Annotated in this window: 17 protein-coding genes; 14 read left to right on the top strand and 3 right to left on the bottom strand. The window is 55.3% G+C overall.

The window, feature by feature from the left end; genetic code table 11:
* Positions 1-142: 142 nt before the first annotated feature.
* From ltnD to M495_RS06935, 6 genes are all read left to right on the top strand, one after another.
* Entirely contained in the window at positions 143-1,057 is a 915-nt protein-coding gene (ltnD, locus tag M495_RS06960) for an L-threonate dehydrogenase (RefSeq protein ID WP_041414346.1), read from the top strand.
* On the top strand, positions 1,057-2,319 hold the full coding sequence (gene otnK, locus M495_RS06955) for a 3-oxo-tetronate kinase (protein ID WP_020825929.1): 1,263 nt from the start codon (positions 1,057-1,059) through the stop codon (positions 2,317-2,319). The genes ltnD and otnK overlap by 1 nt, the downstream gene beginning before the upstream one ends.
* Entirely contained in the window at positions 2,316-2,948 is a 633-nt protein-coding gene (gene otnC, locus M495_RS06950; protein WP_020825928.1) for a 3-oxo-tetronate 4-phosphate decarboxylase, read from the top strand. Before otnK ends, otnC begins: the two co-directional genes overlap by 4 nt.
* 3 nt (positions 2,949-2,951) lie before the next feature.
* A complete protein-coding gene (locus M495_RS06945) occupies positions 2,952-3,728 on the top strand; it encodes an HPr family phosphocarrier protein (RefSeq protein ID WP_020825927.1) in 777 nt (258 codons plus the stop codon).
* Positions 3,729-3,833: 105 nt separating this feature from the next.
* Positions 3,834-5,204, top strand: coding sequence for a GntP family transporter (locus M495_RS06940; protein WP_020825926.1), 1,371 nt, complete (start codon positions 3,834-3,836; stop codon positions 5,202-5,204).
* Positions 5,205-5,255: 51 nt separating this feature from the next.
* Positions 5,256-5,786 carry a GNAT family N-acetyltransferase gene (locus M495_RS06935; protein WP_020825925.1) on the top strand — a complete coding sequence of 177 codons (531 nt, stop codon included), beginning with the start codon at positions 5,256-5,258 and terminating at the stop codon, positions 5,784-5,786.
* Here the strand turns inward: M495_RS06935 and M495_RS06930 are convergent.
* Complete coding sequence (locus M495_RS06930; protein WP_041414341.1) at positions 5,781-6,668, bottom strand: LysR family transcriptional regulator; 888 nt, start codon at positions 6,666-6,668, stop codon at positions 5,781-5,783. The two genes, M495_RS06935 and M495_RS06930, sit on opposite strands and share 6 nt — an antisense overlap.
* A 94-nt stretch (positions 6,669-6,762) precedes the next feature.
* On the opposite strand from M495_RS06930, the gene M495_RS06925 reads away from it, so the two are divergent.
* Entirely contained in the window at positions 6,763-7,746 is a 984-nt protein-coding gene (locus M495_RS06925) for a nitrilase family protein (protein WP_020825923.1), read from the top strand.
* Positions 7,747-7,847: 101 nt separating this feature from the next.
* On the opposite strand, the gene ompX is transcribed toward M495_RS06925, so the two are convergent.
* Positions 7,848-8,366 (bottom strand): outer membrane protein OmpX, encoded by a 519-nt coding sequence (ompX, locus tag M495_RS06920; RefSeq protein ID WP_020825922.1) that lies wholly within the window; start codon positions 8,364-8,366, stop codon positions 7,848-7,850.
* A 396-nt stretch (positions 8,367-8,762) separates the two neighbouring features.
* On the opposite strand from ompX, the gene rhtA reads away from it, so the two are divergent.
* Together rhtA and M495_RS06910 are read left to right on the top strand one after the other, a co-directional pair.
* Complete coding sequence (gene rhtA, locus M495_RS06915) at positions 8,763-9,650, top strand: threonine/homoserine exporter RhtA (RefSeq protein ID WP_020825921.1); 888 nt, start codon at positions 8,763-8,765, stop codon at positions 9,648-9,650.
* 145 nt (positions 9,651-9,795) lie between these two features.
* A complete protein-coding gene (locus M495_RS06910; RefSeq protein ID WP_020825920.1) occupies positions 9,796-10,263 on the top strand; it encodes a YhcH/YjgK/YiaL family protein in 468 nt (155 codons plus the stop codon).
* A 57-nt stretch (positions 10,264-10,320) separates the two neighbouring features.
* Here M495_RS06910 and M495_RS06905 read toward each other — a convergent pair whose 3' ends face one another.
* Complete coding sequence (locus M495_RS06905; protein WP_020825919.1) at positions 10,321-10,860, bottom strand: P-loop NTPase family protein; 540 nt, start codon at positions 10,858-10,860, stop codon at positions 10,321-10,323.
* Between the two features lie 394 nt (positions 10,861-11,254).
* On the opposite strand from M495_RS06905, the gene dps reads away from it, so the two are divergent.
* From dps to glnQ, 5 genes are all read left to right on the top strand, one after another.
* Entirely contained in the window at positions 11,255-11,758 is a 504-nt protein-coding gene (gene dps / locus M495_RS06900) for a DNA starvation/stationary phase protection protein Dps (protein ID WP_020825918.1), read from the top strand.
* Between the two features lie 170 nt (positions 11,759-11,928).
* Entirely contained in the window at positions 11,929-12,195 is a 267-nt protein-coding gene (locus M495_RS06895; protein WP_020825917.1) for a DksA/TraR family C4-type zinc finger protein, read from the top strand.
* A gap of 358 nt (positions 12,196-12,553) precedes the next feature.
* Positions 12,554-13,297: a glutamine ABC transporter substrate-binding protein GlnH gene (glnH, locus tag M495_RS06885; RefSeq protein ID WP_020825915.1), complete on the top strand. Its 744-nt coding sequence runs from the start codon at positions 12,554-12,556 to the stop codon at positions 13,295-13,297.
* 105 nt (positions 13,298-13,402) lie between these two features.
* The gene (gene glnP / locus M495_RS06880) at positions 13,403-14,062 is read left to right on the top strand and encodes a glutamine ABC transporter permease GlnP (RefSeq protein ID WP_020825914.1); all 660 of its coding nucleotides are present in this window, start codon (positions 13,403-13,405) and stop codon (positions 14,060-14,062) included.
* On the top strand, positions 14,059-14,781 hold the full coding sequence (gene glnQ / locus M495_RS06875; protein ID WP_020825913.1) for a glutamine ABC transporter ATP-binding protein GlnQ: 723 nt from the start codon (positions 14,059-14,061) through the stop codon (positions 14,779-14,781). The genes glnP and glnQ overlap by 4 nt, the downstream gene beginning before the upstream one ends.
* Positions 14,782-14,895: the final 114 nt, after the last annotated feature.

The raw sequence follows: 14,895 nt of genomic DNA, 5'->3' as shown, positions 1-14,895 counted from the left end.
CGACATCAACCTTTTTAAGCGCATCAATTAAGGCTCCACTTAATGTTAATAATTGTGATATCGATCGCTGACTCAGCGCATCAATGCGCTTACATTTAACACAACAAAACAAATTATCACTAAAATTAACACGAGGTGCCAAATGACACAGCCAGGGGATTTTGCAGTTTGCATCGTAGGGTTAGGTTCCATGGGAATGGGGGCGGCGAAGTCGTGCATTAATGCCGGGCTGACGACTTATGGTGTCGATCTTAACCCACTGGCGCTGGCCACATTGCAGCAGGCCGGGGCCAAACAGGCTGCCACCAGCGCAGATGGATTCGCCTCTGAGTTGGATGCGTTATTGCTGCTGGTGGTTAACGCTGCTCAGGTCAAGCAGATCCTGTTCGGCGAAAACGGCCTGGCGGCGAAGCTGAAGCCCAATACGCCAGTCATGGTCTCTTCCACCATCTCCGCTGCCGATGCCAGGCAGATAGAACAACAACTGCTGGCGCTTGGCCTGAACATGCTTGACGCTCCGGTTTCCGGTGGCGCAGCCAAGGCGGCTGAAGGCCAAATGACGGTGATGGCATCCGGCGCAGAATCTACATTCCAACAATTGCAGCCGGTGCTGGACGCCATTGCCGGCAAGGTCTATCGCATTGGTGAAGAGATTGGCCTGGGTGCCACGGTGAAAATCATCCACCAATTGCTGGCCGGGGTGCACATCGCCGCCGGAGCCGAGGCCATGGCGCTGGCTGCCCGCGCCGGTATTCCTCTGGATGTCATGTACGACGTCGTCACCCACGCGGCCGGCAATTCGTGGATGTTCGAGAACCGTATGCGTCACGTGGTTGACGGCGACTATGCGCCCAAATCGGCGGTGGATATCTTCGTGAAGGATCTGGGGCTGGTGGCGGATACCGCCAAAGCACTGCATTTCCCGCTGCCGCTGGCATCTACCGCTTTTAATATGTTTACCGCCGCCAGTAATGCCGGTTTCGGCAAAGAGGATGACAGCGCAGTGATCAAAATCTTCTCCGGTATCGACCTGCCGCAAAAGAAGGAGAACGCATAATGCTGCTCGGCGTAATTGCAGATGATTTTACCGGCGCGACCGACATTGCCAGCTTTCTGGTGGAAAACGGCCTGTCGACGGTGCAGTTAAATGGCGTACCGCATGATGAAGTGCCGATTGAAGCGCAAGCGGTCGTTATCAGCCTGAAATCAAGATCTTGCCCAGCTTCGCAGGCAGTTGAACAATCTTTGCAGGCGCTGGCCTGGCTGCAGCGCCAGGGCTGCCGGCAATTTTACTTCAAATATTGCTCAACCTTCGACAGCACTGCGCAGGGTAATATCGGCCCGGTGACCGATGCGCTGCTTGATGCGCTGGGCGAAAGCCAAACGGTGATTTCCCCGGCGCTGCCGGTCAACGGCCGGACGGTGTATCAGGGCTATCTGTTTGTATTGGATCAACTGCTGTCGGAGTCCGGCATGCGCCATCACCCGGTGACGCCGATGACCGACAGTAACCTGCTGCGGTTAATGGAAGCACAGGCTCAGGGACGCTGCGGACTGGTAACGGCCGCAGAGATGGATTGCGGTGCCGGCGCGGTGGTGGAAAAGCTGCAACAGCTGGCGCAGCAAGGCGTGCGATATGCGGTACTGGATACGCTCAATGAGCAGCACTTGCTGACCCAGGGCGAAGCGCTGAAAAATATGAAGCTGGTGACCGGCGGATCGGGTCTGGCCATCGGCCTCGCACGGCAATGGGCTCAGCCGGGACAAGGTCGTCCGCAGGCCGCGGGAGCCCCACAGGGGGAGAAAGCGGTGGTCCTGTCCGGCTCCTGCTCCGTCATGACCAATCGACAGGTCGCTCGATATCGTCAACAGGCCCCGGCCGTGGCTATCGACGTGGCGCGTTGCCTTAGCGAATCTGACCGCGCGGCCTATGTCACAGAACTGGCCGCCTGGATACAGCGGCAGGAAAATGCCCCGCTGGCCCCGCTGCTGTATGCCACCGCCGAACCGGAGAAACTGCAGCAGGTTCAGCAACAATATGGCATGGCTGCAGCCAGTCAGGCAGTGGAGTCACTGTTTGCCGGGGTGGTTAAACAGCTCCAACAATCAGGGTACCGTCGCTTTATCGTTGCCGGTGGCGAAACCTCTGGCGTAGTGACGCAGGCGCTGGGCATTCGCGGCTTCCACATCGGCCCCTGCATCTCTCCCGGCGTACCCTGGGTTCGCGCCATCGAACAACCGGTTTCACTGGCCCTTAAATCGGGCAATTTTGGCGATGATAACTTTTTCGCCCGGGCACAAACGGAATTCCCATTATGACAATGACGATCGAACAACAGGCACGCGAAGAGATGGTGCGCCTCGGAGCCTCGTTCTTCCAACGCGGCTACGCCACGGGCTCTGCCGGTAACCTTTCGCTGTTGCTGGCGGACGGCACGCTGCTGGCAACCCCGACCGGATCCTGCCTGGGCGAACTGCAGGCCGAGCGGCTGTCGAAAGTCAGCCTGAACGGCGAATGGCTGTCCGGCGACAAACCCTCGAAAGAGATCAGCTTTCATCGTGCGCTGTATCTGAATAACCCAGAGTGCAAAGCGGTGGTGCACCTGCACTGTACCTACCTCACCGCATTATCGTGCCTGCAAGGGTTGGACGTGGAGAATGCCATAAAACCCTTCACCCCTTATGTGGTGATGCGGGTCGGCAAGGTGCCGGTGGTGCCGTACTACCGCCCGGGTGATTTACGGCTGGCGGAAGACTTGGCCAAACTGGCACCGACCCACCGCGCCTTTTTGCTGGCCAATCACGGCCCGGTGGTTACGGGCAAGGATCTGCGGGCGGCAGCGGATAATACCGAAGAGATGGAAGATGCCGCCAGGCTGATTTTCACCCTCGGCGACCGCCCAATACGCTATTTGACCGATGATGAAATTACCGAACTACGGAGCTGAACCATGCCTAAGTTTGCCGCCAATTTATCGATGATGTTTAACGAACTGCCATTCCTGGAAAGGTTCGAGGCTGCCGCAGCCGAAGGTTTCACGGCAGTCGAGTTCCTGTTTCCCTATGACTATCCGGCCGAATTGCTGGCGGAACAACTGCGCAGCAATGGTTTGCAGCAGGTGCTGTTTAATACCGCGCCGGGCAATGCCGAAGCCGGCGAATGGGGTCTGGCGGCGGTGCCGGGCCGCGAGCAAGATGCGCGTGCAGATATCGATCGCGCCCTGGCTTACGCCATTGAGCTGAACTGCCCCAACGTGCACGTGATGGCCGGCGTCGTTCCCCCTGGAGCGGACTGGCAGCGCTATCGCGATACCTTTATCGGCAATATTCGCTATGCCGCAGACCGCTTCGCCCAGCACGGCATCAAGGTGCTGATTGAAGCGCTCAGCCCACAGGTTAAGCCGCATTATCTGTTTTCCAGCCAGCACCAGGCAGCCGAACTGGTCGAGGCCATCGATCGCTCGAACGTCTTCGTACAGTTCGACTTTTTCCATGCTCAGTTGGTGGACGGCAACATCAGCGGGCTGATGCATTCGCTGGCCGGCCGCTACGCCCATATTCAGATTGCCTCGGTGCCAGATCGTCATGAACCGGACGACGGCGAACTGAATTATCCGTGGCTGTTCGACCAACTGGACGCCATCGGCTATCAAGGTTGGATCGGTTGTGAATACCGGCCGCGTGGCGATACCACCGTCGGGCTTGATTGGCTAAGACCTTACCAGTAAGGCACTGCGCCAACCCAGGGATTTCCAAAACATAAAAATTAAACGCACCCGTATCACCAGCCGGCGATCGCGGTGCCTGACTCTTACCCGATTAAAGGCTATTTCATGTCTACCTCTATGCTTTTGATGATTGCCGTATTAGGTGTGGTACTGCTCTTGCTGATGGTCATCAAGGCCAAGATCCAGCCCTTTGTCGCCTTGCTGGTGGTCAGTCTGTTGGTGGCGTTGGCCAGCGGCATTCCTACCGGCGAAGTGATGAAAGTGATGACCGCAGGTATGGGCGGTGTACTGGGTTCGGTGACCATTATCATCGGCCTGGGCGCGATGCTCGGCCGGATGATCGAACATTCTGGCGGTGCCGAATCGCTGGCCCAACGCTTCAGCAAAGCTTTGGGGCCGAAACATACCGTGGCCGCCCTGACCATCGCCGCATTTATTCTCGGCATTCCGGTCTTTTTCGACGTCGGCTTTATCATCCTGGCGCCGATCATCTACGGTTTTGCCAAGGTCGCTAAAGTTTCGCCGCTGAAGTTCGGCCTGCCGATGGCCGGCGTAATGCTGGCGGTGCATGTCGCCCTGCCGCCACACCCAGGCCCGGTCGCCGCAGCCGGGCTGCTGAACGCCGATATTGGCTGGCTGACCATTATCGGTCTCGCGATTTGTATTCCGGTAGGCGTGATCGGTTATTTCACAGCCAAGCATTTGAATCGTAAAACTTATCCACTGTCGATTGAGGTACTGGAACAGCTGCAGCTGGCGGCGCCCGAACCGGCGCCGGAAGGCAAAGCACCATTGAGCGACCGCATCAATCCGCCTGGTGCCGGGTTGGTGGCCGCGCTGATCGTCATTCCTATCGCGATTATCATGCTGGGCACCGTTTCGGCCACGCTGCTCGAGCCGGGTTCAGCACTGCGTGACACGCTTTCGTTGCTCGGCTCACCGGCGGTAGCGCTGATGATTGCCCTCTTGCTGGCATTCTACTTCCTGGCCATTCGTCGCGGCTGGAGCCTGCAACACACCAGCGACGTCATGGGGGGCGCTCTGCCGACCGCCGCGGTGGTGATCCTGGTTACCGGTGCCGGTGGCGTATTCGGCAAAGTTCTGGTGGAGTCAGGCGTGGGCAAGGCATTGGCAGACGTGCTGACCACCATCGGCCTGCCGTTGATCCCGGCAGCTTTTATCATTTCGCTGGCGCTGCGCGCCTCTCAGGGATCAGCTACTGTAGCGATACTCACGACCGGTGGCCTGTTATCGGAAGCGGTTAGCGGGCTTAATCAGCTGCAATTGGTACTGGTCACTCTCGCCACCTGCTTCGGCGGGCTGGGCTTATCGCACGTAAATGACTCCGGCTTTTGGATCGTCACCAAATACCTCGGGCTTTCGGTCGCCGATGGCCTGAAAACCTGGACGGTACTGACGACGATCCTTGGCCTGAGCGGTTTCCTGTTCACCTGGTTACTGTGGCTGGCGGTGTAATTTCTCTGGCATACTGCACAGACCGCCTCTGGCTCTGTGCAGGAAAAAATAATGCCTCTTATCACTACCGCACCGCTGTTGCTTACCGAACGTTTACGCCTTGATGCGCATACGCTGGACGACTTTGACTCGTTGGCCGCCATGTGGGCCGATCCTGAAGTGGTTCGTTATATCGGCGGCACGCCGAGAGATCGTGAAGATTCCTGGGGCCGCCTGATGCGCTACGTCGGCCACTGGGCGTTGCTGGGTTATGGCTACTGGGCCGTGCGCGATAAAGTCAGCGGTGCCTACCTTGGCGGCATCGGTTTTTCTGACTTCCAGCGCAATATCCATCCGGCGCTTGATGCCCCCGAAATGGGCTGGACGCTGGTGACCTCGGCACAGGGTAAAGGCTATGCCACCGAAGCGCTGCGCGCGGCTTTGGCCTGGGGCAAAGACCATTTACCGGGCGATAAGGCGGTATGCATTATCTCCCCGGAAAATCAGCCCTCATTGGCATTGGCGAAGAAGGTCGGTTTCAGCGAAAGTCATCGCAGCGAGTACCACCAAAGCCCAATTCTGGTGATGCACTGCCCGCTATAAACCGGCAACCTGACCCGACGCGGTAGCCAAAGCCACCTGGACAAAGTTATCCCGTAGCGCATCAGGCTGCTGCGGGTTCCAGGCGATACCGACTTGCCATTGGGTCTGTTCGCCGCTCAGCGGCAGAATATCGATGCCCGCCGGCGCAATATGCGTGACGCTATGCGGCAGCAGAGCAACGCCAATGCCGGCGGCAACCAGTGCCAGCAAGGTTTGAATATCACCGGCCTGCTGTACCACGTTAGGTGTCAGTTGATGGGCGGCAATAAAACGCAGCGACTGGTCGCTCAGCCCGCGCCCACGCTTGGGCGTCAACTGTAACAACGGTAAGGTGTTGAATTGCTCCATCAGGGTGTCCGCCCGCAGCGCCAGCGCCGAAGGCGCCGCCAGCACCAATCGGTCACTCAGCAACGCACTGGCACGCAACGGCGTACTGACAGGTAATCGCACAAATCCCACCTGCAGCTCCCCCTGCAAGAGCAACTGATATTGCCGTTCTGAAGGCAAGTCTTCCAACCCCACGGCAACCTCGGGAAAGCGATGACGGAAAGCGGCCACCAACTGCGGCGCCAGATGAAAGCTGGACAGGCCAAAGCCGATTGCCAAACGCCCCGCCTCCCCCCGTACCACCTGCACGGCTCGCTGCTGAAACTGCAGATGCTGAGCGACTAACGTTTGAGCTTCAGGATAGAGCCGTTGGCCGCTGGCGGTCAGTTGCGCCCCCTGACGGCCCCGGTTAAACAAGCGGGCGCCCAGCAGCGTTTCCAACGCCTGGATCTGTTTGCTCAGCGCCGGCTGGGTGATGCACAGCCGCTCTGCCGCCAAGCGATAATTGCCCTGTTCGGCCAGCACCACGAAGGCGCGGAGTTGTCGTATATCCATTCCGTTAGGTTATCAAAAAAGGAATTTAATTGATTATACAGTAATCAATGGCTTTGCTGTAATCAACGCCAGATAACAGCCAAAAGGTAATCCTATGACAAACTCTTTACGCGCCGCGACGGTGCAGTTTCAGCATCGCGCCAATGATAAAAACTACAACCTGTCGGTGATCGAGGGCTTTATCACCCGCGCCGCCGCCGAACAGATCCAGCTGCTGACCTTCCCGGAAATGTGCATCACCGGCTATTGGCACGTGCGCCACCTCAGCGCCGGTGAAATTGGTGCACTGGCGGAGCCCATCGCCGACAGCCCTTCGCTGGCGCGCATTCGCCCGCTGGCCGAACGCTACAACATGGCGATCGGCGTCGGGCTGATCGAATTGGGAGACGACGGCAAATATTACAATGCCTACGCCGTCTGCCTGCCCGACGGCAAACTTCACGTTCACCGTAAACTGCATGCCTTTGAACACCCGGCAATCGCCAGCGGCGACAGTTTCACCGTGTTCGACACCCCATGGGGTATCCGAATGGGGGTGCTGATCTGTTGGGACAATAACCTGGTTGAGAATGTCCGCGCGACCGCATTGCTGGGGGCGGAGGTGCTGTTGGCACCGCATCAGACCGGCGGCACTCATTCGCGTAGCCCGCACGGCATGAAGCCGATCCCACTGGAAATTTGGCAACGGCGGCAGGAGGATCCGGCGGCGATAGAGGCGGCGTTTCGTGGCGAACACGGGCGTGGCTGGCTGATGCGCTGGCTCCCGGCACGTGCCCATGACAATGGTTTGTTTGTGTTATTCAGCAACGGAGTGGGACGTGACGATGACGAAGTGCGTACCGGCAATGCGATGATCCTCGACCCTTATGGCCGCATTCTGGCGGAAACCTGGGCGGCAGAAGATCAGATGGTCACGGCCAACCTTGATCTGTCGCTGATCCCACTCAGCACGGGCCGCCGCTGGATCCACGGTCGTCGACCGGCACTGTACGACATTCTTACGCAGCCGCAAGGCTATGAGCGAGATGCCCGCAGCGCACGGTTTTCAACGGAACCGGCGCAAAAATTGGGCAAGTGACCGACGCCGAATGACAGGCAAAAAAAATCCGCCCGAAGGCGGATTTTTATCTGATGCGGCCAACTGCGCCACATGCTCATGCCCGCAGGCATGGAGAAATCTTAGAAACGGTAGCCTACGCCAACGCTCCAGATACCAACGTCAACACTGCGGATACGGCTCTGCTCGTAACCAACGTCCAGTGCTACGTCCTGGATTGGGTTGAACTGCAGGCCAGCACCGTAGGTGAAGCCGTAGTCGCTGCTGCCGTTACGGTCAGTACCGTTTTGAGCGTTGTCGATGTTTTTACCGTAACCAACACCCACTACACCGTAGATGCTTGCCCAGTCGTTGAAGCGGTAAGCTGGACCGGCAGTGATAGAGTTGTACTGAGCTTTACCGTAGTAACCGTTCTCAGAACCGTTCTTCTCTACGTGGGTAAAGGAACCGATAACACCCAGTGGGTTGTTGTCGAACTCGTAACGGTATTTCAGGTTGAAACCGTCGGCTTTGTTAGCAACGCCTTGGAGATCACCCTGCGCATAGCCAGCGGATACGGTGCTCTGACCAGCGAATGCGGTACCTGCGGTTACTGCTAATACACAGGCTGCTACTGCGGAAAGACATGCAATTTTTTTCATAACCACCTCAAACGCGTTATATTTTTAAGTAAATCCATTTGTTCATGCATTGAAAATATAACAAAAATTAGCGTGAAACTCTGCCTTAAAATGAGTGTCTAATGCTTTATATCGTGTAACATTAGATTTCAAGAACAGTGTATCTACTTCATTTCGCTCTATTTTCGAGCCGCATTCTACGCGTTTCTGTGATAAGAATCACCTATTTAATATCCAGACAATTCTTAAAAAAAGAGCACTTTTTGACCATAAAAGCTGTTCTGGCGCCGTAAGCCAGCGCTTTTTTTCGTTGAAAATGCTTTTCTCAGACACATTTACCGCAATTCATTTACACTGCCGTCATCCAAACATCGACCTCTTCCCAGATCGTGGAAAATGCATAAAAGGCTCTAAAGGATGTCTTCGTCTGCAACCGCAAAAGCGTCTTCTACGCTGCTGCCAATCTGCCTGTTGATCATCGCTATGGTCTCTATCCAAAGCGGTGCCTCCCTGGCCAAAAGCCTGTTCCCGCTGGTCGGCGCAGAAGGCATCACCACGCTGCGTTTGAGTATCGGCACGCTGATCCTCTTTATTATCTTCCGCCCGTGGCGCATGCGATTTGCCGCCGGTAGCCGACTACCGTTGTTCATTTACGGTCTGGCGCTGGGCGCGATGAATTACCTGTTCTATCTTTCCCTGCGCACTCTGCCGCTCGGTATCGCCGTGGCATTGGAGTTCACCGGCCCGCTGGCGGTCGCCATGTTCTCTTCACGCCGTGCGATTGACTTTTTGTGGGTGGCACTGGCGATCGCCGGCCTCTGGTTCCTGCTGCCGTTGGGCCATGACATGGGCAGCATCGATCCCTTCGGCGCCGCCTGTGCACTGGGTGCCGGTGCCTGTTGGGCGGTCTACATTATCTGCGGCCAGAAAGCCGGTGGCGACCACGGGCCGGGAACCGTTGCGGTGGGCTCACTGATTGCCGCCGTGGTGTTTTGCCCGATTGGTGCCTGGCAAGCCGGCAGCGCACTGCTGAACGTTGATATCCTGCCGGTCGCCCTGGCCGTAGCTATCCTCTCTACCGCGCTGCCCTATTCGCTGGAAATTATTGCGTTGCCAAAAATACCGGCGCGGACTTTCGGCACATTGATGAGTTTGGAACCGGCACTGGCTGCGCTTTCGGGCATGTTGTTCCTGAATGAACACCTGACGACGGTGCAATGGCTGGCGCTGGCGGCGATCATTACCGCCTCTATGGGGGCGACCCTGACCATCAAACCCAAACCACAAATCGAAAACTTGTCCTGAGGATCGACCGCGCCTGCATTTACCCCAAGCAGAATGCAGGCGGGTTAACTGTTTTCACGCTGGCAAACAGGCATACTTTTCCCCGCAGTCCCCCCACGTTGTTATGGAAATAAACCCGGCAGGGTTAACCACATGGAGAGTTAAAGTGATTTATAACACGCTGTTTAACCCACGCTATGGCCGTGGGCTGTCACCGATTCTGATCGAGACCCTCACCAGGTTACGCCAATACGATCTGCCCGAACTGGCACAGGGGCGACATGAAATAAAGGGGGAAAAGATCGTTATGGACGTGATGACGTTAACCACCGGGTTAGCGGAGGCCCAGCATGCAGCACTGCATCAGGAATATGCCGTTATCCATCTGCTGCTCAGCGGCGAAGAACGCATTGATTATAGTGTGGCGGGAGATTGGCAAAACGAATTGCCCTATGACGAAGTGCAGGACATACAACTGCTGGATATCAAGCGCCACAGCCAAACGCTGGCGATGTTCCCCGGTATGTACGCCATCTTTTTCCCCCATGAGCCACATAAAACCGGCTGCCAACTGAACGTACCTATGTCGATCAAAAAAGCGTTAGTGAGAGTGCATTACACCCTGTTGCTGTAGCCGGCCTGCCGGTCCGAGTGACCGGCTTGTCCGCCATTTAAGATGAACCTCTCATAGCTATTGCCGGGACAATGCGCGAAGAAACTTTTCGGTCTGCGCCGGAGAGCGCAGTTGGATAAAGCGGATATGGCGATACCGGGCATCGTTCATATCCGCAAGGTAGCCGGCCCGGTTTTTACGGTAGGTTTTGATGGTCCATAAAACGATGGAATCACGGCTAAAAAAGGAACGGCGGAAGCTCTCGCGGTTACCGGTGCCGGGCCACAACTCGGTACCTTGCCATGCACGTGTAGCGGCACGACGCACCGCCTGAAACAGCGTACGACAAAAGCCGTAATCTACCCATACCACCCAATCAACGCTTTCCCATTTAATCGTTTTGGTCCGGCTGTAATTGCCGTCAAGCACCCAGCCGGACTCCGCCTTGGCCAGCGCCTGCGCGACCTGCGCCAAAAACTCGTCATCGGGTGTACCCTGCCATTGCGGACGCCAAAACAGCTTGTCCAGCTCGATATGAGGCAGCGCAAACTTTTCCGCTAGCTGGCGCGCCACCGTGCTTTTGCCACTGCCACTGGTTCCAACGACGTTAATTTTCATGGGAGCGAATTCTGAGATGGGGGGAAATAGCTTAGCGGGATGTTATTCGTCTATCAATATGAATTAACAGGCAATTAATAAAATGAAATAAAAATGATTTAGAATGACGAATTTTGATGAAAATATAAATGAAAATGGTTATTAAACGCCTTCCTGAAATTATTACCCTGCGGAACCAGCCTCACGAGAGAAGACGAAAAAATATCATTAAAATTCAAATTATTAGTAAAAAAATAAATATATCCCTATAACCTTACCCTTACTGGAGTTAATTTTCAATTCGTTAGAGCCTATTTATCCAATAGCCATTTTCGGCCTGCAAAATGCTATATCGCTGCTATAATTACTCCCGTGACAAAAAATAGGACAACGAACTAACGAGAGGATATCTGATATGAGTACCGCTAAACTGGTGAAAACGAAATCTTCTGAGCTGCTTTACACTCGTAATGACATGGACGAAAAAACCAAACTGGAAGCCATCAAGGCGTTGAACCATCAGGTGGTGCAGTTTACCGACCTGTCGTTGATCACCAAGCAGGCGCACTGGAACATGCGTGGCGCCAACTTCATTGCCGTGCATGAAATGCTGGACGGGTTCCGTACCGCCATCATCGATCACCTGGACACTTTTGCCGAGCGCGTGGTGCAGTTGGGCGGCGTGGCGTTGGGTACCGTGCAGGTCGTGAATGACAAGACCCCGCTGAAAAGCTATCCGACCAACATCCACAGCGTGCAGGAACACCTGAAAGCGCTGGCCGATCGCTACGGTGTGGCCGCGAACGACATTCGCAAGGCCATCACAGAAGTCGCTGATGAAGATACCGCGGATATGTTTACCGCTGCGTCACGCGATCTGGACAAGTTCCTGTGGTTTATCGAGTCCAACATCGAATAAATCTGCGCGACAAACAATCAAAGCGTTCCGCATTGCGGGATTGAACAGGCTGCGGGCTTTGCCCCGGCCTGTTTTTCTTTTACGCCGCTTGAATTGCTCAAAAAACAGCCCATAGTAGATAAATAGTAGATAAAACGAACTGATGAAGACTCAGCACTAGCGAGGTGATCATGGCAAGCGGATGGGCGGCAGACGGTGCCGTACAAGATCAAATCGACTCTACCGTCGATGATGCCGTACAGCGTGCCAGACAGGCGCTGGGACAGGGCGAAAGCGAACATTACTGTCAGGAATGCGGAGAGGAAATCCCTCTGGCGCGTCGGCAGGCGCTGAAAGGCGTGCGTTATTGCCTGGCCTGCCAAACCGAGTTGGATAAAAAGCAGGCGGCAAGCAGTTTGTATAATCGTCGCGGCAGTAAAGACAGCCAGCTGCGTTGAGCTTATCGACGCAAAATATCCCCCCGGACCTCTCTGACAGAACACTCCTGCACCAAATGCAACAAGCTTGCGGCATAAAAGTTAGAGTTAGTTATCAATATTGAAGCGAAACCGTTAACTATCGGTTGTTTCAACCCCATTATTTGGTTAATGATAGACGCATGCACCAACAGGTCGCCAAAAGCACCATTTTGGGGCCTCAATTTGGTGCATAAAAATAATAATTCGACCTTCAGAGCCAACATCACACCGCAACTCTTTGTTTTTATAGTAGTTGAAAACATGGCACGATTTTTTCATGGCACCAACTGCAATATAAAAAATGGGTAATCCGCAACCTGTACAGGAAATTCCTCTCATGAAGTCAATTTTTAAAGTCTCCCTGGCCGCACTTTCGCTGGCCTTTGCCGTAAGCTCCCACGCAGCAGACAAACTGGTCGTCGCCACCGATACCGCGTTCGTTCCTTTTGAATTCAAACAAGGCGATAAATACGTTGGTTTCGATATCGACCTGTGGGCCGCTATCGCCAAAGAACTGAAACTGGATTACACCCTGAAGCCTATGGATTTCAGCGGCATCATCCCGGCACTGCAAACCAAAAATATCGACCTGGCGCTGGCTGGCATCACCATTACCGAAGAACGTAAAAAAGCCATCGAATTCTCTGACGGCTACTACAAAAGCGGCCTGCTGGTGATGGTTAACGCCAACGATGACAGCATCAAGGGCATTGACGATCTGAACGGCAAAGTGGTGGCGGTGAAGAGTGGCACCGGCTCCGTGGATTACGCCAAGCAGCACATCAAAACCAAAGACCTGCGTCAGTTCCCGAACATCGATAACGCCTATATGGAACTGGGCACCAAACGCGCTGACGCGGTGCTGCACGACACGCCAAACATTCTGTATTTCATTAAAACCGCCGGCGCCGGCAAGTTCAAAACCGTTGGCGACTCGCTGGAAGCACAGCAATACGGCATCGCCTTCCCTAAAGGCAGTGACGAACTGCGCGTCAAGGTGAATGGCGCGCTGAAAACGCTGCGCGACAACGGCACCTACAACGAAATCTACAAAAAATGGTTCGGTACCGAACCTAAATAACGGATGAAGTCAGTCACTGATTCACTTAAGCACAGGGGTGGTGCCTTAGCCCCTGCGCTTTGTTGTATCTGATTCCCACGTTTGGGATCACCGGGAGAAAACACCATGCAGTTCGACTGGAGCGCCATCTGGCCCGCCATCCCTATCCTGTTAGAAGGCGCCAAAATGACCCTGTGGATTTCGGTCCTCGGTCTGATTGGCGGCCTGATCATCGGCCTCGTTGCCGGTTTTGCCCGTACCTACGGCGGTTGGATTGCCAACCACATCGCCCTGGTATTCATCGAAGTTATTCGCGGCACGCCTATCGTGGTGCAGGTGATGTTTATCTACTTCGCCCTGCCGATGGCGTTCAGCGATTTGCGCATCGATCCCTTTAGCGCGGCGGTGGTCACCATCATGATCAACTCCGGCGCCTACATTGCGGAAATCACTCGCGGCGCCGTATTGTCGATCCACAGCGGCTTCCGTGAAGCAGGTCTGGCGTTGGGTCTGTCGCGCCGCGAAACCATCCGCTATGTCATTATGCCGCTGGCGCTGCGCCGCATGCTGCCGCCGCTGGGTAACCAGTGGATCATCAGCATTAAAGACACCTCGCTGTTTATCGTGATCGGCGTGGCGGAACTGACCCGTCAGGGCCAGGAAATTATTGCCGGCAACTTCCGCGCGCTGGAAATCTGGAGCGCCGTGGCGGTTATTTATCTGATTATTACCCTGGTGCTGAGCTTCGTGCTGCGTCGTCTGGAAAGAAGGATGAAAATCCTGTGATTGAATTTAAAAACGTCTCCAAGCACTTTGGGCAAACCCAGGTGCTACACAATATCGACCTGAAAATTAATCAGGGTGAAGTGGTGGTGATTATCGGGCCTTCCGGCTCCGGCAAATCCACGCTGCTGCGCTGCATCAACAAATTGGAAGAGATCACCAGTGGCGATCTGATCGTCGACGGTCTGAAAGCCAACGATCCCAAGGTTGACGATCGTCTGATTCGTCAGGAAGCCGGCATGGTATTCCAACAGTTTTACCTGTTCCCACACCTGACCGCACTGGAAAACGTTGCCTTCGGCCCGATCCGCGTACGCGGTTTGAAAAAGTCGGACGCGGAAAAACTGGCGCGCGAACTGCTGGCCAAAGTCGGCCTGGCGGAGCGTGCACATCACTACCCTTCCGAGCTTTCCGGCGGCCAACAGCAGCGCGTGGCCATCGCCCGTGCGCTGGCGGTAAAACCGAAAATGATGCTGTTTGATGAACCGACCTCCGCACTTGATCCGGAACTGCGCCATGAAGTGCTGAAGGTTATGCAGGATCTGGCGGAAGAAGGCATGACTATGGTGATCGTCACCCACGAAGTCGGCTTTGCCGAAAAAGTGGCTTCGCGGCTGATCTTTATTGATAAAGGCCGGATTGCGGAAGACGGCAACCCGCATGACCTGATCAACCACCCGCCAAGCCCGCGCTTGCAGGAGTTCTTGCAGCACGTATCCTGATTTACCCTACCCAGCGGTGGGCCTGTTCCGGGCCCGCCGTTTCTATATGGCAATAGCACGCGTTATCACTCCCTGCGCCTCTTCATTTTCTACTATATTCTTTGTTTTTCTTAA

The sequence above is a fragment of the Serratia liquefaciens ATCC 27592 genome, from assembly GCF_000422085.1.
Lineage (GTDB): Bacteria > Pseudomonadota > Gammaproteobacteria > Enterobacterales > Enterobacteriaceae > Serratia > Serratia liquefaciens.
This window is presented reverse-complemented; position numbering and strand designations above follow the sequence as displayed.